This window comes from Lysobacter terrae (assembly GCF_054782215.1).
Window position 1 is genome coordinate 47,622 of the sequence record NZ_BAAGSX010000008.1, and the last position, 20,345, is coordinate 67,966.

Annotated in this window: 18 protein-coding genes; 7 read left to right on the forward strand and 11 right to left on the reverse strand. The window is 67.7% G+C overall.

Annotated elements, in window-relative coordinates:
- Positions 1–68 precede the first annotated feature (68 nt).
- The gene (locus tag ACYVJ8_RS11975) at positions 69–2,816 is read left to right on the forward strand and encodes a M16 family metallopeptidase (RefSeq protein WP_460712664.1); all 2,748 of its coding nucleotides are present in this window, start codon (positions 69–71) and stop codon (positions 2,814–2,816) included.
- A gap of 52 nt (positions 2,817–2,868) precedes the next feature.
- On the opposite strand, the gene ACYVJ8_RS11980 is transcribed toward ACYVJ8_RS11975, so the two are convergent.
- From ACYVJ8_RS11980 to oleC, 7 genes are all read right to left on the reverse strand, one after another.
- Complete coding sequence (locus ACYVJ8_RS11980; protein WP_460712666.1) at positions 2,869–4,251, reverse strand: diguanylate cyclase domain-containing protein; 1,383 nt, start codon at positions 4,249–4,251, stop codon at positions 2,869–2,871.
- 254 nt (positions 4,252–4,505) lie between these two features.
- Positions 4,506–6,182, reverse strand: a complete 1,677-nt coding sequence (ubiB, locus tag ACYVJ8_RS11985) for a ubiquinone biosynthesis regulatory protein kinase UbiB (RefSeq protein ID WP_460712668.1) — start codon at positions 6,180–6,182, stop codon at positions 4,506–4,508.
- A complete protein-coding gene (locus ACYVJ8_RS11990) occupies positions 6,179–6,826 on the reverse strand; it encodes a ubiquinone biosynthesis accessory factor UbiJ (protein ID WP_460712670.1) in 648 nt (215 codons plus the stop codon). The genes ubiB and ACYVJ8_RS11990 overlap by 4 nt, the downstream gene beginning before the upstream one ends.
- Before the next feature lie 27 nt (positions 6,827–6,853).
- Positions 6,854–7,024 (reverse strand): DUF1328 domain-containing protein, encoded by a 171-nt coding sequence (locus ACYVJ8_RS11995; RefSeq protein WP_460712672.1) that lies wholly within the window; start codon positions 7,022–7,024, stop codon positions 6,854–6,856.
- 210 nt (positions 7,025–7,234) lie between these two features.
- On the reverse strand, positions 7,235–7,393 hold the full coding sequence (locus ACYVJ8_RS12000) for a DUF1328 domain-containing protein (RefSeq protein ID WP_460713712.1): 159 nt from the start codon (positions 7,391–7,393) through the stop codon (positions 7,235–7,237).
- Positions 7,394–7,538: 145 nt separating this feature from the next.
- Complete coding sequence (gene oleD, locus ACYVJ8_RS12005; RefSeq protein WP_460712674.1) at positions 7,539–8,531, reverse strand: 2-alkyl-3-oxoalkanoate reductase; 993 nt, start codon at positions 8,529–8,531, stop codon at positions 7,539–7,541.
- Positions 8,528–10,201 (reverse strand): olefin beta-lactone synthetase, encoded by a 1,674-nt coding sequence (oleC, locus tag ACYVJ8_RS12010; protein ID WP_460712676.1) that lies wholly within the window; start codon positions 10,199–10,201, stop codon positions 8,528–8,530. The genes oleD and oleC overlap by 4 nt, the downstream gene beginning before the upstream one ends.
- An 82-nt stretch (positions 10,202–10,283) precedes the next feature.
- Here oleC and ACYVJ8_RS12015 point away from each other — a divergent pair, with 82 nt between their 5' ends.
- Complete coding sequence (locus ACYVJ8_RS12015; protein ID WP_460712678.1) at positions 10,284–10,667, forward strand: YkgJ family cysteine cluster protein; 384 nt, start codon at positions 10,284–10,286, stop codon at positions 10,665–10,667.
- 7 nt (positions 10,668–10,674) lie between these two features.
- Here ACYVJ8_RS12015 and ACYVJ8_RS12020 read toward each other — a convergent pair whose 3' ends face one another.
- Entirely contained in the window at positions 10,675–11,598 is a 924-nt protein-coding gene (locus ACYVJ8_RS12020; RefSeq protein WP_460712680.1) for an alpha/beta fold hydrolase, read from the reverse strand.
- Between the two features lie 193 nt (positions 11,599–11,791).
- Here ACYVJ8_RS12020 and ACYVJ8_RS12025 point away from each other — a divergent pair, with 193 nt between their 5' ends.
- On the forward strand, positions 11,792–12,598 hold the full coding sequence (locus ACYVJ8_RS12025; RefSeq protein ID WP_460712682.1) for a DUF3050 domain-containing protein: 807 nt from the start codon (positions 11,792–11,794) through the stop codon (positions 12,596–12,598).
- A gap of 74 nt (positions 12,599–12,672) precedes the next feature.
- Here ACYVJ8_RS12025 and ACYVJ8_RS12030 read toward each other — a convergent pair whose 3' ends face one another.
- The 3 genes from ACYVJ8_RS12030 to ACYVJ8_RS12040 form a co-directional block, all read right to left on the reverse strand.
- Entirely contained in the window at positions 12,673–13,695 is a 1,023-nt protein-coding gene (locus ACYVJ8_RS12030) for a 3-oxoacyl-ACP synthase III (protein ID WP_386749401.1), read from the reverse strand.
- A 197-nt stretch (positions 13,696–13,892) separates the two neighbouring features.
- Positions 13,893–14,222, reverse strand: a complete 330-nt coding sequence (locus ACYVJ8_RS12035; RefSeq protein ID WP_460712685.1) for a DUF4156 domain-containing protein — start codon at positions 14,220–14,222, stop codon at positions 13,893–13,895.
- 209 nt (positions 14,223–14,431) lie between these two features.
- On the reverse strand, positions 14,432–17,314 hold the full coding sequence (locus tag ACYVJ8_RS12040; protein WP_460712687.1) for a M16 family metallopeptidase: 2,883 nt from the start codon (positions 17,312–17,314) through the stop codon (positions 14,432–14,434).
- A gap of 188 nt (positions 17,315–17,502) precedes the next feature.
- Between ACYVJ8_RS12040 and ACYVJ8_RS12045 the strand changes: the two genes are divergently transcribed.
- From ACYVJ8_RS12045 to ACYVJ8_RS12060, 4 genes are all read left to right on the forward strand, one after another.
- Entirely contained in the window at positions 17,503–18,207 is a 705-nt protein-coding gene (locus ACYVJ8_RS12045) for an SDR family oxidoreductase (protein WP_460712689.1), read from the forward strand.
- A gap of 57 nt (positions 18,208–18,264) precedes the next feature.
- The gene (locus ACYVJ8_RS12050) at positions 18,265–18,744 is read left to right on the forward strand and encodes a tRNA (cytidine(34)-2'-O)-methyltransferase (RefSeq protein WP_460712691.1); all 480 of its coding nucleotides are present in this window, start codon (positions 18,265–18,267) and stop codon (positions 18,742–18,744) included.
- Positions 18,745–18,815: 71 nt separating this feature from the next.
- Positions 18,816–19,712 carry a helix-turn-helix transcriptional regulator gene (locus tag ACYVJ8_RS12055; protein WP_460712693.1) on the forward strand — a complete coding sequence of 299 codons (897 nt, stop codon included), beginning with the start codon at positions 18,816–18,818 and terminating at the stop codon, positions 19,710–19,712.
- A 67-nt stretch (positions 19,713–19,779) separates the two neighbouring features.
- A complete protein-coding gene (locus ACYVJ8_RS12060; protein ID WP_460712695.1) occupies positions 19,780–20,139 on the forward strand; it encodes a VOC family protein in 360 nt (119 codons plus the stop codon).
- Positions 20,140–20,345: the final 206 nt, after the last annotated feature.

A 20,345-nucleotide genomic window follows, 5' to 3' on the forward strand; every position in this document is an offset into this window, starting at 1 on the left:
CGGGCACGTCGCGTCTGCGCACACTGGCGCTGGCGCTCACGCTTTCTTTGGCGGTATCTGGTGGCGCAATGGCGCAAGACGCGCCCGCCACCCGCACCTCCGCAACCCCGGCGATCGCCCTGCCCCGCGGCGTCAGCGCCGGCCCCTGCATCGAAGGCATCTGCGAATACACCCTCGGCAACGGCCTGCGCGTCCTGCTGTTTCCCGACGCGACCACACCGACGGTGACGGTGAACATCGCCTACGGCGTGGGCTCCGTGCACGAGAACTATGGCGAAACCGGCATGGCGCATCTGCTGGAGCATCTGCTGTTCAAGGGCACGCCGACGCACCCCGACATCCCGGCCGAACTGAAGCAGCGCGGCATCGATGCCAATGCCACGACCTCCTTCGACCGCACCAACTACTACGGATCGTTTCCGGCCAACGACGCATCGCTAGCCTGGCTGCTCGGCCTGGAGGCCGACCGCATGGTCCACTCCTTCATTGCGAAGAAGGATCTCGACAGCGAGATGACCGTGGTCCGCAACGAAATGGAGCGCAACGAGAACAGCCCGGCAGCGGTGCTCGCCCAGCGTGTGCGTTCCACCGCGTACCTCTGGCACAACTACGGCAACACCACCATCGGTGCGCGCTCCGACGTCGAGGGCGTGCCGATCGCCAATCTGCAGGCGTTCTATCGTGCGTGGTACCGACCGGACAACGCGACGCTAGTCGTGGCGGGGCGCATCGATCCGGCCAGGACGCTGGCGCTGGCGAATGCCGCCTTCGCCAAGGTCAGGAAACCGGCGACACCGCTACCCGCGTTCCACACCATCGAGCCCGCGCAGGACGGCGAACGCGACGTCACCGTGCGCCGCAGCGGCGACATCCGCGTGCTGATGGCGGCCTACCACGCGCCCTCGTCGAATCATGCCGATGGCGCCGCCCTGAGCGTGCTGGCCAACGTGCTCAGCGATACGCCCTCCGGGCGTCTGCACAAGGCGCTGGTGGAAACCAAGCTCGCTGCCGCCGCCGCGGCCGGCAGCGACAACGTGCGCGACGCCGGCCTGTTCAGCGTAAGCGCGATCGTGCCGAACGACGGCGACATGGCGAAGGTGCAGGCCGAACTGCTGCGCCAGATCGAACAACTCGGCGACAAGCCGGTCACCGCCGAAGAAGTCGCGCGCGCCAAGCAGCGCATCGCCAATGCCTGGGAGCGCAGCCTCACCGACGTCAACGCGGTCGCGATGGGCCTCACCAGCGCCGTCGCCGCCGGCGACTGGCGCCTGTATTTCCTGCGCCGCGACCAGATCGACAAAGTCACCGTCGACGATGTCAACTGCGTGGCCCGCGCGTATCTGAAATCCAGCAACCGCACGCTCGGCCGCTTCGTGCCCACCGACCGTCCCGATCGCGCCGAGATTCCCGCTACGCCGTCGGTTGCCGCGCTGCTGCAGGGTTACGCCGGCAAGGCCGCAGTCGCGGCGGGCGAAAAGTTCGACCCCACGCCGGCGAATCTCGACGCGCGCACGCAGACCTTCGTGCTCGGCAACGGGTTGAAGGTCTCACTGCTGCCCAAGGACACGCGTGGCGATACGGTGCAGGTCAACGCCAACTTCCGCTTCGGCGATGTCGCCACGATCAAGCGCCATCCTGCACCCGCCGGCAGCGTGGCCGGCGCGATGCTGATGCGCGGTTCGAAGACTCTCAGCCGCGAGCAGATCGCGCAGCGGCTGGACGCACTGCGGACCACCGGCAGCGTCGGCGGCGGCATCCAGGGCGCGTACATCAGCTTCGACAGTCGCCGCGACACCCTGGCCGACGCGCTGGCGCTGGCGGCCGATCTGCTGCGCAATCCCGCCTTCCCGCAAAGCGAGTTCGAGCAACTGCGCCTGCAAGCGATCACCGGCCTGGAGGCCGCGCGCAAAGAGCCGGGAACGGTCGTGTCGCAGGCGATGGGCGCGCACTTCGATCCATGGCCGGTGGACCACCCGCTTGCCTTCCGCTCGCTCGACCAGCAGTTGGCGCAATGGAAAGCGCTGAAGCTCGCGGACGTGATCGCCTATCACCGCGATTTCTACGGCACGGCGCAAGGCGAGCTCACGATCGTCGGCGACTTCGATCCGGTGCCGGTGAAGGCGCAGCTGCAGACGCTGTTCGCGGACTGGTCGGCGCCGACGCCTTACGTCGCGATCGACACGCACTACACCGACGTCGCCGCCGAATCGCGGCGCATGGAAACGCCGGACAAGGCCAATGCCGTCGTCGCCGCGCGCAGCAATCTGCCGCTCAACGACACCGATCCCGACTACGCCGCGCTGATGGTGGCCAACCATGTGCTGGGCGGGGGCACCCTCGCCTCGCGTTTGGGCAAGCGATTGCGCCAGAAGGAAGGGCTCACCTACGGCGTATCGAGCAGCGTCAATGCGGACTCCAGCCCCGACGGCAGGGACGATGCGGGCAGTCTGGCGATCCAGGCGATCGCCGCGCCGCAGAACGTCGATCGTCTGATCACCGGCCTGCGCGAGGAAGTGGCGACGCTGGTGCGCGATGGCATCACCGCCAAGGAACTCCAGGATGCGGTGAATGCGCTGCTGACCCAGCGCGCGCAGGCACGCGCGGACGACGATGTGGTGGCCAGCGTGCTGGCGCGCAATCTCTACCTCGGCCGCACGATGGCCTGGTCGGCGAACATCGATGCGCAGCTGCGGGCCCTGACCGTGGATCAGGTCAATGCGGCGATTCGCCGGCACTTCAAGCCGGAGACGCTGAGCGTTTATGCCGCCGGTGACTTCGCCGCGGCGAGCGCAAAGGCGACGTCGGAGGCCAAGTAGGCGCGGATAGCGACACACGCGGCGCCAGTGCGCTGCGATTACCGCATCACACCTAGCGCATCAAGTCGACCGCGTGCGGCAAGCCGCTGCTGTTCTGCGTCTTGCAGCGGTACAGGGCACGATCGGCACGGTCGAACACTTCGGCGGCACGCTCGGGCTCGTCGCCCGACGGGAACACCGCGACTCCCGTGGAAGCCCCCACGGTCACGCTGCGCCGGTCGGGCAACACCACCGGCTGATGGATCAGCTCGACCGCGCGTTCGACCAGATGGAACAGTTCGCGCGTCCCGCGTTCGCCACGCAGCAGCAGCGCGAACTCGTCGCCGCCGAGGCGATAGGCGTTGTCGTCGCCGCGCGTGAGCTGCTGCAGCCGCTCGGCCACTTGCTGCAGTACCAGGTCGCCGGCGCGATGGCCGAAGTTGTCGTTCACCGGCTTGAAGCGGTCCAGGTCGATCAGTACCAAGGCACAACTGCGCGGGCGGGTTTCCTGCATCGCCTGGTTGAGCTGGAGATCGAACGACTTGCGGTTGAGCAGGCCTGTTAGCGCATCGTGGCCGGCCAGCATGCGATCGCGGTCCTGGCTGGCGAGCATGCGGTAGGCGAGCCACCCCAGCAGCAGCGCCACCAGGTGCAAGGACACGCGCGCGTAGATCGGCGCGCGCACCGAGGCCCAGCCGTTCTGCGGCACCGCGGCCAGCTGCCAGCGTCCGCCGCCGGGCAGCGGGTAATACATCGCGACCGGCGTGGCGGCGAAGACGGTCGGATCGCCGAAGAAGGTCTCGCCCGACTTCGCCCCGGGGTCGGCACGGCGCACCGCGATGGACAGGCCGCTGTGATCGGCGACGCGCTTGATGTCGAGCAAGAGCGGATCGACGTTCACCGCCAGCGACACCATGCCCCAGTACTTCGTATCGCGCCCGCCGGGGCCGCGCAGGAACACCGGCGTGCGGCTGAGCAGGCCCGTGCCGCCCTGCACCAGAGCGATCGGCCCGGAGATCACCGTGCGCCGGGTGCGGATCGCTTGCTGCACGGCCTCGTACTGCGCCGGCACGTCGACGTAGCGCAGCCCGAGCACGGCCTCATTGCCGCGCACCGGGTAGATGGAATTGATCACGCCCCCCGGGGCGAGCGCGACGTTGCGAATCGAAGGATTGGCGCGCACCAGCCGCGATGCGATGGCCTCGAACGTGGAGCGGTCGATGCTCTCTTCGGCGGCGATGACCGCGGCCAGGGTTTCCGGCACGGCCAGCGCGGTCTCCAGGCGCCGGTCGATCTCGTCGCGGGCCTCGCCCAGCGCGATGCGCACACTGCTGGCAGCTTCCAGCCTGGCCTTCGCATCCGCGTAATAAAGCAACAGGGTCGCCAGTCCCGCCGCGATCAGCCATGCGCACACGCCGGCCAGCAGCGGGCCGAGCGGAATCCTCCCGTCCAACATCCGCCCGTCCGACGTCAGCCCGCCTGGAAGCAGGTGACGCTGGGCTGCGTAGATTTGCGATCGCCTCGTTCCCAACGGACCGTCCCCAAGCGTCCTACGCTCGGCCTGACCGGGGCCATGTGCCCATATAGCACGTGATGGTTTGGCCGCGCATCTCGCGCAAGGCGGCATGGCCGGAGCGCCGGACTTGGCAAAGACCCGAGAAATGCGTCCTGATCAGGGCCGCGCAGGAGCCCGCCGTTATGGATACTCGCTTAGGAGCGCCGCGGCCAGGCCGCGCGCAAAGCCCACAAGCCGCCCACCATCGCGATCCAGGCCGCCGCGGGCACGCCGAACAGGCGCGCGCCACCCGCTTCCAGCGCATAGAGCAAGGCCGCGACCACCAGCAGGCCGGTGCCAAAAATGGCGGCGATGGTGCGCCGCTGCGCGCTCTGCAAAGCGCGAGTCAACGCGCGCAGGTCCTGCGACTGCATGCTCAGCGCATGCTTGCCTTCCACCTGCTGCTGCAGCCACAGATGCAGTAGCCGCGGCATTTCCGGCGCATGGGTGATGAACTCGGGCAGCCGCTTACGGAATTCGCCGGCCAAACGCTGCGGGCTGTAGCGCTCCACCAGGATCTTCGACAGCACCGGCTGCGCCACCGCCCAGATGTCGAGCTTCGGGTCGAGCAGGCGGCCGACGCCTTCGATGTTGAGCAGGGTTTTCTGCAACAGGATGAGCTGCGGCTGTAGCGTCAGCTCGTAACGCTGCGCGGTGCGGAACAGCTTGACCAGCACTTCCGCCAGCGAGATCTCGCTCAGCGGCCGGGTGAAGTACGGCTCGCACACCGCGCGCGCAGCCGCTTCGAGCTCGTCGATCCGAATGTGCGAGGGCATCCAGCCCGCTTGCACATGCAACTCGGCGATGCGGCGGTAGTCGCGGTTGAAGATCGCCATGAAGTTCTCGGCGAGGTAGTACTGATCCTCGTCGGAGAGCTGGCCCATGATGCCGAAGTCCAGCGCGATGAAGCGCGGATTCGCCTTGCGCGCGGGATCGCTGTCGACCCAGATGTTGCCGGCATGCGCATCGGCGTGGAAGAAGTTGTCGCGGAACACCTGCGTGTAGAACACGCGCACGCCCTTGGCGGCGAGGGCATGGCGGTTGATGCCGGCCGCATCCAGCGCGGCGATGTCGTCCGAAGGAATGCCGTGCACGCGTTCGAGCGTTAGCACGCGTTCGGCGGTGTGCGACCAGATCACTTCCGGCACGTACAGGTCGTCGCTGCCCGCCCAGAACCGGCGCAGTACGCTGGCATTGCCGCCTTCGCGCTGCAGGTCGAGCTCGGCGGCGAGCGTGTTCTCGATCTCGGCGACTATTTCGCGTGGGCGAATCTTGTCGGCGGACGGGTGCGTACGTTCGACCACGCTCGCGACCGCCTTGAGCAGGGCGATGTCGGCGGCGATCTTCTTCTCGATATCGGGGCGCAACACCTTGACCACGATGTCTCGCGGCGCGCCCGCGCCTTCGGCGTGCAGCGTCGCCGCGTGCACCTGCGCGATCGACGCAGAGGCCAGCGGCGTGGTGTCGAAGGAAGCGAACGCCTCGTCGATGCGACGGTTCAATGCGGCTTCCACTATCGCGCGCGCCGCTTCACCGTCGAAGGGCGCGACGCGGTCCTGCAGCAGCGCCAACTCCGTGGCGACGTCCGCCGGGACCAGGTCGCGGCGCGTCGACAGGATCTGGCCGAACTTCACGAAGATCGGCCCCAGCTCCTGCAGGGCCAGGCGCAGGCGGGCACCGCGCGATTGCGAGGCGACTTCGGCGGACGCACGCGGGACGAACGGCCGCGCCAGCTTCAACCAGCGTTCCGCGGGAGTGTCGTCGAGCAGGGCGTCGAGGCGGTAGCGCAGCAGCACACGGCCGATGCGCCAGGCACGGAACACCGGCGTCATGCGCGCGGGCTCCCGGCCGTGCGCAGTCGCGCGACGCGGACCGCGATGCGCTCCACGTCGTCGCGCAGGACATCCACATTGTCGAAGAAGGCGTTGAGTTCGTCGCGGCCGACCACGTCGCGGGATTCCTCGGTCACGTATTCGGCGGCATTCGCGGCGAACGCGCTGCCGGCATCGCGGGCGTGGCGCAGTGCCGCGCGCATCGCCTGGGCGATCTGCACGCCGAGCACTTCGCCGAAGACCGCGGCGAAGGGTTGCTGCCAGTCCGGATCGAAGCGCTCGGCCAGCCGCTGCAGGCGCCGGGCGAGATCGGCGTCGCCTTCGATGCGCAGCTTGCCCACCGGCGGCGCGTTGTCGTTACGGAAGAACGGCAGCTGCGAAATCAGCCCGCCCAAGGTGCTGCGGACGGAGAGATCGGGCTCCTGGCCGTGCGCGACCGGACCGACCTGCAGCCGGTCGCCGGCGACGGTGATCTGCAGGGCGAGCGGTGGGGCGGCCACGTGCAGCGCAACGCTGCGCCCGTCGAGCGCGCGCAGGCCGTCGCGGGTGTCGGGGTCCAGCGCCAGCGCGCGATTGAGCGCGGCCTCCAGCGTGCGTCCGGCCAGGGGCTTGAGCGAATCGAAGGGCATGGCGCGTTCGGTCATGCCCGCATTGTAGCCCTGCGTCCTTCTTCAGCCTCCATGCCGGTCGCTGCGCCAGCGCCAGGCGGCGGCGATGGCAAGTGCCAGGAACACGGAGAAACCGAACCAGGAAAGCGTATCGGCCACGGTGGGGGTATCGCTCAGCCCGAACGCGGCGGCGATGAGCGCCAGGACGAGGAAGACGGCGGAGTAGTACAGCATCGGAACCTCCCCAACGGTGCTGCCGTGGGGCGGGACTCCATGGTGGCCAATGGCCGGTTTCGTGCAGGTGATGACCGCGCGCTGTGGCCTGTCGGCCGTCGATTCGGTTCGCCCGACCCACGCACCCCGACCCGAGGCTGTCGGAGCGTGGATCAATGGATCGCGTGCAGGGTCAGCCCGGGGATGCGCCGAGCCCGTCAGCACGCGGGGTCATATGCGACGACCGCGCAGCAGCGAAATGATGCCCAGCACCAGGAAGATGACGAACAAAATCCAGGCGATGTTGCCGGCGGCACCGGCGATGCCGGTGAAGCCGAGGACGGCCGCGATGATCGCGATCACGAAGAACACAACGGCGTAGTGCAGCATGCGAACCTCCAGGCGATGCGCGGATTGGCGCAAGGCCATGCTCGCTTCGTCATGGTCGTCAGCCGGTGACGATCGCGGCGGCGTCAAGGCCGCGTGGTCGCAGCGTTTGCGCCGCGTGAGGCGCTGCGTGGCTACGGCGCTTTATTCAACCGCGATATGCCGTCGCCAACCGCCGCAACCCTTCCTCGATGCTCACCTTCGGCACATAGCCGAAGTCGCGCCGCGCGGGCCCCATGTCGTACCAATGCGTCGTACTGAGCTGCTCGGCGAGGAAGCGCGTCATCGGCGGCTCGCCCTTCAATGGCAACAGGTGCCACAAGCCTTCGCAGACGACGCCGGCCGCATAGGCGACAGCGAACGGTATGGTCTTGTCCACCGCCGGTACGCCAGCCGCGCGCAGCAGTCCGTTGACGATTTCGCGCACGGTGCGCGGCTCGCCATTGCTGATGAAGTAGGCGCGACCGGCACATGGCGCACCGGGAGCGAGATGGTCGAACGCGTCGAAGTGCGCCTGTGCGGCGTTGTCGACATAGGTCGTATCGATGCGATTGTGGCCGTCGCCGACGAAACGCAACCGCCCGGCCTTCGCGCGTTCGACCAGTCGCGGCAGCAGCTGGTTGTCGCCTACGCCCCAGATCAGCCGCGGGCGCAGGGCGACGGTTGCCAGGCGGGTGTCGTTCGCCGCGAGCACGAGCTGTTCGGCGATCAGCTTGGTCGCTGCGTACGGCGCCTTCAGATGCTCGCCGTAAGGCACCGTCTCGGCCGTGCCGCCCTCGACCGGGTGCGTGGCGCGGTGGGTGACGCTCGGAGTGGAGGTATAGACCAGCTTGCCGATGCCATGGATGCGGCAGGCCTCGATGACGCTTTCCGTGCCCACGACATTCGCGTCGAAATAGCTGCAGTAACTGCCCCACGCGCCAGCCTTCGCGGCGTTGTGGAAGATCGCATCGCAACCTTGCGCGGCGGCGATCACGGCGTCGCGCAGGGCGAGGTCGCCCTGCACCTGCTGCACACCGATGGCGGCGAGCGCGGGGTAGCGACCGCGATTGAAGCTGACGACTTCATGTCCGCGCGAACGCAGGCCGCGGCACAAGGCCTGGCCGAGGAAACCACCGCCACCGGTGACGAGGATCTTCATGCATTGGCTCCTTGCTGCTGCGCCCATTGCGCGAGCTTCTCGCGGCCGATCTTGGCGTTGTGGCGAATGTCGACGGGGAACTTCGGATGGCGCAGGAAGCGCGCGATGCGCGCGGTGTGCGGCTGCGACTGGCCGAGCACATGCAGATCGCGCTCGATCCGCCGCCATTCGCTCGCGGGCACGCCGCTCGCCAATTCGACGCACAGCACCGGCTCCTGCGCGCCGTACGCACCGATGCCGACCAGCGCGGTGCGGCGCACATCCGGGTGGGTGTTGAACACCGGCTCCACCTGCTCCGTATACAGCGGGCCTTCCACCGCTTCGACACGATGCGACTTGCGGCCGCAGAACCACAGGCGGCCTTCCTCATCGAAGTAGCCGACGTCGCCCATGCGATGGACGATGCGTTCGCTGCCATCGGGCAGGCGCTCGCGGATCTTCGCCAGGCGCGTCTGCGCATCGCGGTTGAAATAGGTGTCGGTGGCGGTCGGGCCGGCGACAGTGATCTCGCCCACGGCGCCGGCCGGCAACGCTTGTGCGTCGGCCCAGGCAGCGATCGCGTCGTCGCGGATGCGGATGATGCGAACCTCGTTGGGCGCCACCGCGCGTCCCACGCAGGTGCCGGCGCCGCCTTCGGTCGCTGCGCGCGTGGCCTGCAATTCACGACCTTCGATGACCGCGACGGGCAGACATTCGGTGGCGCCATAAGGCGTCCAGAACTGCGCATCGTCCGGCAGCAGTTCGCGCATGCGCGCGACCACATCGGCCGGCACCGGCGCGCCGGCGGAGGTCACGCGTCGCAGCGAGGGCAGCGGCTCGCCATGCCGCGCCAGCACGCCCATCAGCGCCGGCGATCCGAACAGCTGATCGATGCCGAAGCGCGCGATCGCATCGTGCAGCTTGCGCGGATCGGCCAAGGCCGGCTTGGTCGGATCCATGTCGGGAATGATCGAAGTCAGGCCCAGCGCCGGATCGAACAGGGCGAACGGCGGGAACGTCGGCAGATCGACGCCGCCGGCTTCGATGCCGAATGCTTCGCGCAGCAGCGCGATCTGCGCGACGAAGTGGCGATGCCGGTACACCACGCCCTTGGGCACACCGGTCGAGCCGCTGGTGAACAAGAGGGCGGCGACTTCATCGGGCTGCGTGTCGGCCAGTTGCGGGCCCGCGTCCGCGCCGTCGCGCTCGACCTGCGCCAGCGTGGCATCGGCCAGCAGCGCGAGCTTGCCGGTGGTGATGCGGATGCGCGCCGACTTCGCCCAGCCCAGCAGCGCGCGCGCGAAGTGCGCAAGCGGAATGCCGACGAAGGCCTGCGGCTGCGCCTCGTCGAGGCACTGCTTGAGCGCGCGCTTGTCGATGCCCGGGTCGACCAGCACCGGCACCGCGCCGAGCTTGAACAGGGCGAACATCAGCAGGAAGAACTCCGGCGTCGGCCGCACCATCACTACCGTGCGCGTGCCCCGGGCAATGCCGCGCCGGGCGAGGCCGGCGGCGATGGCGTCGCTGCGCGCATCGAGTTCGCGATAGGTCAGCGCGGTGTCGTAACGCGCGAACCCGTGCGGCCCGCGCGTGCCGGGGCAACGCATGGCGATGCGCTCGGGAAACTGCGCGGCCAGGTGCGGCAGCGAGGCGGCGATGTTGCAACGTTCGTCGCGGAAGGCGGGGTCCATGCGGCTATTGTCGCCCGAAGCGGCGGATGGCCCACGTGTCGCGGGTAAAATAGCGGCCCTGGCAACACCCGTCGCGAATCCCGTGTCCCATCCCTGCCTCACTTGCGGCGCCTGCTGCGCCTTCTTCCGCGTCAGCTTCCATTGGTCGGAGGCGGACCCGGCGCTGGGCGGGCAGGTGCCGTTCGAACTCACCGAACCGCTGCGCGCGCACGAACGGGCGATGCGTGGCACCTCGCAGGCGAACCCGCGCTGCATCGCGCTGGACGCCGACATCGGCCGCTACAGCCGCTGCACCATCCACGACCGGCGGCCGTCGGTGTGCGCGCTGGTACCGGCTTCGTACGAATTCGGCGCCGCCAGCCCGCAATGCGACAAGGCGCGGCTCGCGCATGGGCTGCGGGTGCTGACGCCGGAAGATTGGGTAGGCGTGAGCGAGGAAGAGCGGAATCCGCTGCCGGAGGTTTGAGGCGGGATCAGGCGATCGGGTGCGCGTCGAGGAAGCGCCGGATTGCCGGCACCAGCACGTCCGCCTTGTCTTCCAGCACGTAATGGTTGGCGTCCGCGAACGCATGCACTTCCGCGCGCGGTAGTGCGCGGTTGAAGCCGTCCAGAAAGTGCTTGTCGAAGACGAAGTCGCGCAAGCCCCAACCGATGAAGACCGGTCGATCCGCGTATTCGGGCAGCTTGCGGCCCATCGCCTCGACCAGCGGCCAGGCGGGGTCACTCTCGTTCAGCGGGATGTCCTGCACGAAGCGGGAAGTCGCGATGCGGTTGGCCCACGAGTCGTAAGGCGCGACGTACGCGCGGCGCACGTCGGCGGGCATCTTCTTTTCCACGCCGACGAACGAGGCGACCGACGAAAACGCATTGAAGCCGCGGATCAGCAGCGTACCCAGCGCGAGGTCGCGCCCGAGCTTGAGCGATTTCGGCAGCGGCTTGGCCTGCGGCAGCGGAAACGCGCCGGTGTTGAGGATCACCAGCCGCTTGATCTGTTTGGAATGCTTCAGTCCCCAACCGAACCCGATGCCGCCACCCCAGTCGTGCACGGCCAGGGTCACCGGGCCGGTGATGCCCAGGCGTGTGAGCAGGGTCTCGACGTCGTCGATGCGCGACTGCAGGGTGTAGCGGTAGCGGCCTTCGGCGGGCTTGTCGGACAGACCCATGCCGATGTGGTCGGGCACGATGCAGCGATAGCCCTTGCCGGCCGCGGGATCGCGCAAGCCCAGCACCAGCTTGCGCCAGTAGTAACTCCACGACGGATTGCCGTGCAGCATCACGACGACTTCGCCATCGCGCGGGCCCTCGTCGAGATACGACATCGCGATGCCGGGACGGATCTCGATCCGCTGCGGCGCGAACGGGTAGTCGGGGAAGGAAGCCGGGGACGAAGCGGTCATGCGGGTCTGTCGATAGTGCCGGACAGGACAGCCCCGCCGAACAGGGGCGCCATTATGCGTCGAAAAAAGCGTGACGCGTGCACGCAACGCCGTAAGGGAAAACCCCCACTCTGGCGCCGGACGCGGATGCGTCCTGGACACGCCTGCCCCCGACGGGGCGGGCGCTTTTTTACGCCTTACAAGGAGATAGGTAATGGCAGCAGTAATGGATCTGCATCAAACCGATCGTGCGGCCGCCGATGCGGCCACCCTCGCCGATCTGCGCACCCAGCTCGAACTGCACCCGGTGTTCGAAGCCCTCACCGACATCAACCACCTGCGCCAGTTCATGCGCGCGCACGTGTTCGCCGTGTGGGACTTCATGAGCCTGCTCAAGCGCCTGCAGCGCGACCTGACCTGCACGGACGTGCCCTGGGTGCCGCCCCGCGACCGCGTCGCCTCGCACCTGATCAACGAAATCGTGCTCGGCGAAGAAAGCGACCTGCGCCCCGATGGCGAACCGGCCAGCCACCTCGACATCTACCTCGACGCGATGCGCGAGGTCGGCGCGGACACCGCGCAGTTCGAGCGCTTCCTGGAATTGATCGACGGCGGCATGGAACCGATGGATGCGCTGCACACGATCGGCGTGCCCGATCACGTGCGCGCCTTCGTCGGTCACACCCTGCGCGTGGCCCGCGAGGACACCACTCTCGCGGTGATGACCAACTTCTTCCATGGCCGCGAGAACGTCATCCCGCAGATGTTCAACGCCCTGCTGACGCGCTGGCACGTCGACGAAGAGGCGGCGCCGATGTTCGTCTTCTATCTCAAACGCCACATCGAGGTGGACGGCGAATCGCACGGACCAATGGCGCAGCAGATCATCGACCGCGCGATCGGCAACGATTCCGGGCGCAAGGAACAAGTGCTGCAGGCGGCGGTGGAAGCCGTGCGCGCGCGCATCGCCTTGTGGGACGGCGTGCTGGTGACGTTGCAGGAGCAGTCGCAGGCGGCGTAAGCCGTTTGAAACGCTGAAACGACAGCGGGGTGCCCAAGGGCACCCCGCTGTACTTCAAACGTTTGCAAGCCGGCTTACCAGACGACTTCGGCCATCGAGCAGTTCAGGCCCGAGCCGATGCCCAGCAGGGCGACGCGGGTGCCCTTCTTCAGGCGGCCCATCTCGCGCAGCTTGCTCAGTACGATCGGCACCGAGGCCGGACCGATGTTGCCGTGCTCGCCGAAGATGGTCATGACCTTCTTCGGATTGATGCCGAAGGCCTTGAGGAAGGCCTGGGTGTGCGCCTTGCTGACCTGATGGATGACGAATTCGTCGAGCTCATCGACTACCCAGCCCAGCGCTTGGCGCGCAGCGGCGAAGGTCTTCTGGCCGAGCTTCACGCCTTCGATCATCAGCATGCGGCCGTCGGCGACCATGCGGTCGTGGGCGACGTCGCCGCGGCACAAGTGGTTCCACTCGGTGGCAGAACGGGTGACGCTACCGCGGTAACGCGGCGCACCCGGCACCAGTTCGGCGCGCGCAAGCACCATCGCGGCAGCGCCGGAGCCGAGCGTGAGCGTCGCCATCTCGTCGCGGAACTGCTCGGCGGTGACGCCGTCCTTGCTGAGCCGCTCCATGGTCTTCTCGTAGGCGAGGTTGGCGGTTTCGCCGTCGACCACGAGGGCGTAGTCGATCTCGCCGCGCTCGATCATGCGTCCGGCGATGTCCATGCCGTTGAGAAACGCGAGGCAGGCGTTGGCGATATCGAAGTTCTGGCAGTTCTCGCCCAGGCGCAGGTTGCCGGAGACGATCGAGGCGGTGGACGGCTCGAGGTAGTCGCGGCTGACCGAGGTGTTGACCAACAGGCCGATGCGGTCGGCATCGATGCCGGCATCGGCCAGTGCCTTGACGCCGGCCAGGGTGGCCGCGTCGGACGGCAACATGTCGCCGTCCCACAGGCGGCGCTCGTTCACGCCAGCCACGTCCTGCAGCACGTTGGTCTTGATGCCCAGACGATCCATCGTCGGCTTGAGACGGGCGTGGATCTCGTCGGAGGTCAATCGACGCGGAGCATCGATATGGGCCAGACCGGCGATGGCGACGTGTTGGAACAGCATGGTGGGCAACCGTTTGGCGGACAAAGCGCGTCAGATTAACGCTTTGTCGACATGGTTGCACCGGCCGTAGGTCGCAAGTCCCCACGGTCGGCCGAAAGTGCACCGTTCAGGCCGGTTTTGGAGGCCCCTGCGCCCTGGCGGGCGCAGGAGCGTACGGAATTGGTCATTCGGGTATGGAGCGCCGGCCCTTCCTGGCCTTACCTCCCGCAGCGGTAGGCGGCGAAGCGCTGCTCGCCGTCCTGGGGCTCGGACAGGGGTTGAAGGGTGTTGGCCTGCAGGCCCGGGCCTTCGTTGCGGGCCAGTGTTTCCAGCTCTTCGCGCACGCGCAGCGGGTTGCGCTCATAGAAGCCGATCTTGCCTTTCACCGATACGGCGATCTCGCCGCGTTCGTCGCAGCCCGTAGGTGCGGCGCCGGCGGGAACGACGCGAACCGCCGAGGCGCCGGGGGCCATGTGCACCCAGGTGCAGCCGCTGGCGGCGAGCACACTGGCGACGAGAGTGGGGGCAAGGACGACGAGTGAACGCATGCGACATCTCCATAAGCGATGCGCGTCATTGTTGCTGCGGTGGGTGAATGAGGCAAAAACCTGCGTCACGGGGGAATGAAAAGGCCCGCCGGGGGCGGGCCTTGGTTCCGATGGCTGATCGAAGAGCGCTCGCGCTTTGCGCTCGCCCCTCACCCCTGCACCCTCTCCCCGCAAGCGGGGAGAGGGAGGAGGTCTGGGGAATGCCGTGCTTACTTCGCCGGCTTGGCCGAACCCACCGGCTTGCCGTCGGCGTCGAGGATGGTGATCTCGCCGAAGTTCAGCGCGCGCACCTTGGCTTCCATCTGCTTGAGGTCGCCGACCACGACCCAGGTCAGCGCGTTCGGATCGATCGCCTTGGCGGCGGTATTCACCTGCGCCGCGTCCATGCCTTCGATCTCGGCCTTGCGCTTGAACACGTAGTCGTCCGGACGCTGGTAGCGGACGATGCCGCCGATCGTGCCCATCACCGAACCGGCGGTTTCGTACGCACCCGGCAGGCTGCGGATCTTGATCGCCTGGATGCGCGCGACTTCGGCCGGCGTGGCCGGCTTGCTGCCGTCCACATACTCGGTGATCTCGCGACGCATTTCGGCCATCGATTCGGCGGCCTTGTCGATCTGCACCGGCGCCACCGCCAGCCACGGACGCTGGCCGATCGCATCGCGCAGCGACGAACGGGCACCGTAGGACCAGTGCTTGTCTTCGCGCAGGTTCATGTTGAGGCGCGCGGTGAAATCGCCACCGATCACGGTGTTGGCGATATCGAGCTTGATCGCGCCCGGATCCATCGTCGACGGCATCAACTCACCGGCGTAGATGTTGGCCTGCACCGAACCCGGCTGGTCGATCAGGAACACGCGCGGCTTGGTCGGACGCGCCACCGTCGGCAACTGCAGCGCGGCGGGCTTGCTGCCTTCGACTTTCCAATTGCCGAAGTGCTTCTCCAGCACCGGCACGATGTCCTTCAGCGTGGTGTCGCCGACGACGATCAGGGTGGCGCCGTCCGGGCGCAGCCAGCTGTGGTGATAGGCCAGCAGGTCGTCGCGGGTCAGCGCCTTGATCGTGGCTTCGGTGCCGGTGCCGCTCAGCGGCATCGCGTACGGATGACCTTCGCCGAACAGCAGCGGCGGCAGCACGCGGGTGGCGGCGCCATTGGGCTCGGCCTTTTCCTGTGCGATCGACGCGAGCCACTGGCCGCGCAGACGCTCGATGTCCTTCGTATCGAAGCGCGGACGCTGCAGCATGTCGGCGAACAGCGCCAGCGACGGATCCAGGTTCTCCTTCAGCGAAGACAGGTAGGCACTGCCGCCGTCGAGCGAGGCGCCGGCGCCCAGGCTCGCGCCCAGCGACTCGGCGCGATCGCCGAAGGCCAGCGCGTCGTAGTTGCCCGCGCCTTCATCGAGCATGCCCAGGGTGAAGTTGGCCGCACCCAGCTTCTTCGCCGCATCGGTGGCGTAGCCGCCGTCGAAGAGGTAGCTGAACTGCACGACCGGAACGTCGTGGCGCTCGGCCAGGATCACCCGCGTGCCGTTGCTGAGCGTCGCGCGCTGCAGCTGCGGGAACTTCAGCTCCGGGAAGTCCTTCGGCACCTGCACGCCGGTCTTGCGATCGACGCCGGTCTTCACCGTCTTGTACTTCGCATCGACCTTGGGCAGCGTCAGCGGCGCCGGAGTGACGGCCGCTTCTTCCGGCAGCGCGGTGCGCGCGCCCGGCTCGATCACCAGGGTGTGGTCGCCCTTGCCCAGCCACTTCTGCCCGGTGGACTGCACGTCGGCGACGGTCGCGGTCTCGATCGTCTTCAGGCTGTCGCGGTAGCAGTCCGCCTTGCCGGTGTAGACCGCGCATTCGGCCAGCGTGTCGGCCTTGCCGCCGAAGCCGCCGATGCGCTCGATGCCGCGGATGAAGCCGGCCTTGAACACGGTGCGGGCCTGGGTCAGTTCGGTCGCGGTCGGGCCTTGCGCGAGCAGCTTCTTCAGCTCCTCGTCGATCACCGCCTCGACCTTCTTCGCATCGACGCCCTGCTTCACGTCGGCCGTGATCAGGAAGTTGGACCCCAGCTGCGACGAGTACGCGCCGGCCGAGACACTGTCCACCAGCTTGTCCTGGTGTACCAGACGCTTGTCCAGGCGCGAGCTGCGGCTGCCGCCGAGCACCTGCGCGAACAGCTGCAAACGGTCGAGATCGGGCACGCCGTACTCGGCGACGTTCCACACGCGATAGATGCGCGTCTGCGGCACGTTGTCCTGCATCACCGAACGGGTGGATTCCGCACGCGGCGACGGATCGATCTTCGGCTGCGCCATGCTCGGAGTCGCCGGGATGTCGCCGAAGTACTTGGTGACCTTTTCCTTCGCCGTCTTCGCGTCGATGTCGCCGGCCAGCACCAGCACCGCGTTGTTGGGGCCGTACCAGGTGCGGAACCAGTTCTTCACGTCTTCCAGCGAGGCCGCGTTGAGGTCGTTCATCGAGCCGACCACGGGGTGGTGGTACGGATGGCCCTGCGGGTACATCACGTCGGTGAGCACGTCGAAGGCCTGTCCGTAGGGCTCGTTCTCGCCCTGGCGCTTCTCGTTCTGGACCACGCCGCGCTGCTCGTCGAGCGTCTTCTGATCGATCGCGCCGAGCAGATGGCCCATGCGGTCCGACTCCATCCACAGCGCCATGTCGAGCGCGGTGCTGGGTACGTTCTCGAAGTAGTTGGTACGGTCGGTATTGGTCGTGCCGTTCTGGTCGGTCACGCCGACCTGCTTGAAGGGCACGAAGTATTCGCCCGGATGGTTCTCCGAGCCGTTGAACATCAGGTGTTCGAACAGGTGCGCGAAGCCGCTGCGGCCAAGCGGCTCGTCCTTGCTGCCCACGTGGTACCAGATGTTCACCGCCACGATCGGCGCCTTGCGGTCGGTGTGCACGATCACGCGCAGGCCGTTGGGCAGGGTGAACTCTTCGAAGGGAATGGCGACCTCGGCGGCGGGGGCCTTGGCGTAGGCAGCCTGCGGGGCGAAGGTCGCGCCACCCAGGGCGGCCGCCAGGGCGACGGCGAGGACGGCAGCGCGCGGGCCGTTATGGGCACGCTTGAACGAAGCGAAGGACATGCGAACTCCTGTTCGGTAAAAGGGATTACGAACGGCAGTCGGCCCCAACCACCGGACCCTGGATCGTAGCGGCGCGGCCCCAGTTGCGGCATGGGTCACAAGTCCTGTCGCTCCCCCTTCATTTTGGGGGTACCCGCTTTGGCCGATACTGGGTCCCGCCTTCCCGTTTCGCCTACCGGAGAACCGTCATGGCCCCGAACCCCCGCCGCAGCCTCGTCACCGGCGCCAACCGCGGGCTCGGCCTGGAGTTCGTCCGACAGCTGCTGGTGCGCGGCGACCGCGTGATTGCCGCCTGCCGTCATCCCGGCAAGGCGACCCAGCTCAACCACCTGGTCGGTGAACACCCTGGCCGGCTGCACGTGCTGCCGCTGGACGTCGCCGACGAGAAATCCCGCATCGCCTTCGCCCACGAACTGCCGCTGGTCTGCGACGGCATCGACTTGCTGATCAACAACGCCGGCGTACTGCATTCGGGCGAACGCTGGGGCAGCGTGAGTGCGGTGAACCTGGAAGACAGCCTGCGCACGAACGCAGTCGGACCCTTTCTGCTGACCCAGGCGCTGGCCGCGCAGCTCGCCGACGGCGGCACGGTCGCCAATGTGTCCTCGGGCATGTCCTCGCTGAGCGAGGATCCCGACTTCCATTCGCCCAGCTACCGCATCAGCAAGACCGCGCAGAACATGGCGACGAAGATGCTGGCCAGGGCGCTGGAGCCGCGCGGCATCACCGTGATCGCCCTGTGCCCGGGCTGGGTGTTGACCGACATGGGCGGCAGCGGCGCACAGATCACGGCGGGCGAGTCGGTGTCGGAGTTGCTGGATACGATCGCCGCGGCGACGCCGAAGCGCAGCGGCGGCTTCTTCGATCGCTTCGGCAAGGCGATGGCCTGGTAAGGCGGGCGAGGTAAGGCAAGCGATACTGCGCGCCCGCTTCGCCACGCAGCACTACCGATGTTCCACGTCATCCTGTTCCAGCCCGAGATCCCGCCCAATACGGGCAACGTGATCCGCCTGTGCGCGAATACCGGCGCGCACCTGCACCTGGTGAAGCCGCTGGGCTTCACGCTCGAAGACGCACAGCTGCGCCGCGCCGGACTCGACTATCACGAGTATGCGAAGTTGCGGGTACACGACTCCCTGGACCACGCCATCGCCGCCATCGCGGAAAGCGAGGGCGCGCCGCCGCGGGTATTCGCACTGAGCACGCGCGGCACGACGCGCTTCGACAGCGTCGCCTATCGGCATGGCGATGCCTTCCTGTTCGGCCCGGAGACGCGCGGGCTGCCGGGCGAGGTACTCGACAGCGTGCCGCCGGAGCAACGGCTGCGCCTGCCGATGCGGCCGGACAACCGCAGTCTCAATCTGTCCAATACGGTCGCTGTCGTGGTGTTCGAGGCGTGGCGACAGCACGGTTTCGAAGGCGGCGCTTAAGCGCACCGGCGCAACGCAATCCCGCCAGCGAGGAACACACGCAGGCGCGAGCAGAGGCGTAGGCTGCGGGCATGGCCGACCGCACGCCACCGCCCTCTGTCTCCGACCCCGCGATGCGGGTCGCGCGCCTGCATAGCGGGGCCCTGTCGGCGCTGGACTTCCGCTGCTGCGCCGGCCCGCATACACCGACGGAAGTCGAACGCCATGACCTGACCTCGGTGTCGTACGTGCGCCGCGGCAGCTTCGGCTATCGCGCGCGCGGCGAAGAATACGAGCTCGTCGCCGGCTCGGTGCTGGTGGGACGCCGCGGCGACGAGTTCGTCTGCACGCACGATCATCACCACGGCGGCGACGAATGCCTGTCGTTCAAGCTGGCGGACGAACTTGCCGACGAGTTCGACGCCAAGCCGCAGCACTGGCGCGCCGGCGGCTTGCCGCCGCTGCCGGAACTGGTCGTGCTGGGCGAACTCGCACAGGCGGCGGCCGATGGCGGCAGCGACTTTGGCGTGGACGAAGCCGGCCTGTTGCTGATCGCGCGCTATGTCGCCCTCGCCGACCAGCGTCGCCGTCCCGTTGTGCCGGCCACGGCGCGCGATCGCCGCCGCGCGGTGGAGACGGCGCTGTGGCTCGACGATCACGTGCACGAAGACATCGACCTGCAGGCGACGGCCGCGCAGGCTGGGCTGAGTGCGTGGCATTTTCTGCGCCTGTTCGCGCGCGTGGTTGGCGTCACGCCACATCAATACCTGCTACGCGCGCGGCTGCGGCGGGCGGCACAACTGCTGGCGGGCGACGAACTTCCGGTGACCGACGTCGCGCTCGAAGCGGGCTTTGCCGATCTTTCCAATTTCGTCCGCAGCTTCCATCGCGTCGCCGGACTGGCGCCGCGGCATTTCCGCCACGCCGCGCGCGGCGACCGCGAGCGTATTGCAGCGCTGGCCCGCCGGCTGGACCGTCGCCGCCACTAGCGCAATTTTTTCCAAGTACGCGGCGCGCTGCGGCGAGAAGCTGGCTTCCCCATCACGGAGGTAAGTCATGTACGACCATCTTGGACTGCAGGTGAAGAACCTCGATGCCAGCGTGCGCTTCTACGAAGCCGTGCTCGCGCCGCTCGGCCATGTGCTCGATTCGCGCTATGAAGGCGGCGCCGGGCTCGGGCCCAAAGGCGCGGCGGCGCTGTGGCTGTACGAGGCGGCGAAGACGAACGGCGGCACGCATGTGGCGTTCCAGGCACCGGATCGCGCGTCGGTGGATGCGTTTCACAAGGCGGGGGTGGCGAGCGGCGGGCGCGACAACGGCGCGCCCGGACTGCGAGTGGACTATGCGCCGACGTATTACGCGGCGTTCCTTATTGATCCGGATGGGAACAATGTGGAGGCGGTTTGCATGGCGTGATCGGTTAGCGCCGCTGCGCGGCGCGCCCCTCATCCGCCCCTTCGGGGCACCTTCTCCCCGCTAGGCGGGGAGAAGGGAACGTCCTCCCTCGCCCCGCTTGCGGGGAGAGGGACAGCGCTGCGAAGCAGCGCAGGGTGAGGGGCCGTGAAAGGCCGCAACGCTTAATTCAACCAAACAGTTGACAATCCCCGAAGCTGGCGTATATT

Coding starts and splice junctions, on each gene's coding strand:
- ACYVJ8_RS11980 (WP_460712666.1), bottom strand. CDS start 4,251: ATGTTGGACGGGAGGATTCCGCTCGGCCCGCTGCTGGCCGGCGTGTGC.
- ACYVJ8_RS12030 (WP_386749401.1), bottom strand. CDS start 13,695: ATGCTGTTCCAACACGTCGCCATCGCCGGTCTGGCCCATATCGATGCT.
- ACYVJ8_RS12020 (WP_460712680.1), bottom strand. CDS start 11,598: ATGACCGCTTCGTCCCCGGCTTCCTTCCCCGACTACCCGTTCGCGCCG.
- ACYVJ8_RS12050 (WP_460712691.1), top strand. CDS start 18,265: ATGTTCCACGTCATCCTGTTCCAGCCCGAGATCCCGCCCAATACGGGC.
- ACYVJ8_RS12060 (WP_460712695.1), top strand. CDS start 19,780: ATGTACGACCATCTTGGACTGCAGGTGAAGAACCTCGATGCCAGCGTG.
- ubiB (WP_460712668.1), bottom strand. CDS start 6,182: ATGACGCCGGTGTTCCGTGCCTGGCGCATCGGCCGTGTGCTGCTGCGC.
- ACYVJ8_RS12040 (WP_460712687.1), bottom strand. CDS start 17,314: ATGTCCTTCGCTTCGTTCAAGCGTGCCCATAACGGCCCGCGCGCTGCC.
- ACYVJ8_RS11975 (WP_460712664.1), top strand. CDS start 69: ATGGCGCAAGACGCGCCCGCCACCCGCACCTCCGCAACCCCGGCGATC.
- oleC (WP_460712676.1), bottom strand. CDS start 10,201: ATGGACCCCGCCTTCCGCGACGAACGTTGCAACATCGCCGCCTCGCTG.
- ACYVJ8_RS12045 (WP_460712689.1), top strand. CDS start 17,503: ATGGCCCCGAACCCCCGCCGCAGCCTCGTCACCGGCGCCAACCGCGGG.
- oleD (WP_460712674.1), bottom strand. CDS start 8,531: ATGAAGATCCTCGTCACCGGTGGCGGTGGTTTCCTCGGCCAGGCCTTG.
- ACYVJ8_RS12055 (WP_460712693.1), top strand. CDS start 18,816: ATGGCCGACCGCACGCCACCGCCCTCTGTCTCCGACCCCGCGATGCGG.
- ACYVJ8_RS11995 (WP_460712672.1), bottom strand. CDS start 7,024: ATGCTGTACTACTCCGCCGTCTTCCTCGTCCTGGCGCTCATCGCCGCC.
- ACYVJ8_RS11990 (WP_460712670.1), bottom strand. CDS start 6,826: ATGACCGAACGCGCCATGCCCTTCGATTCGCTCAAGCCCCTGGCCGGA.
- ACYVJ8_RS12025 (WP_460712682.1), top strand. CDS start 11,792: ATGGCAGCAGTAATGGATCTGCATCAAACCGATCGTGCGGCCGCCGAT.
- ACYVJ8_RS12035 (WP_460712685.1), bottom strand. CDS start 14,222: ATGCGTTCACTCGTCGTCCTTGCCCCCACTCTCGTCGCCAGTGTGCTC.
- ACYVJ8_RS12000 (WP_460713712.1), bottom strand. CDS start 7,393: ATGCTGCACTACGCCGTTGTGTTCTTCGTGATCGCGATCATCGCGGCC.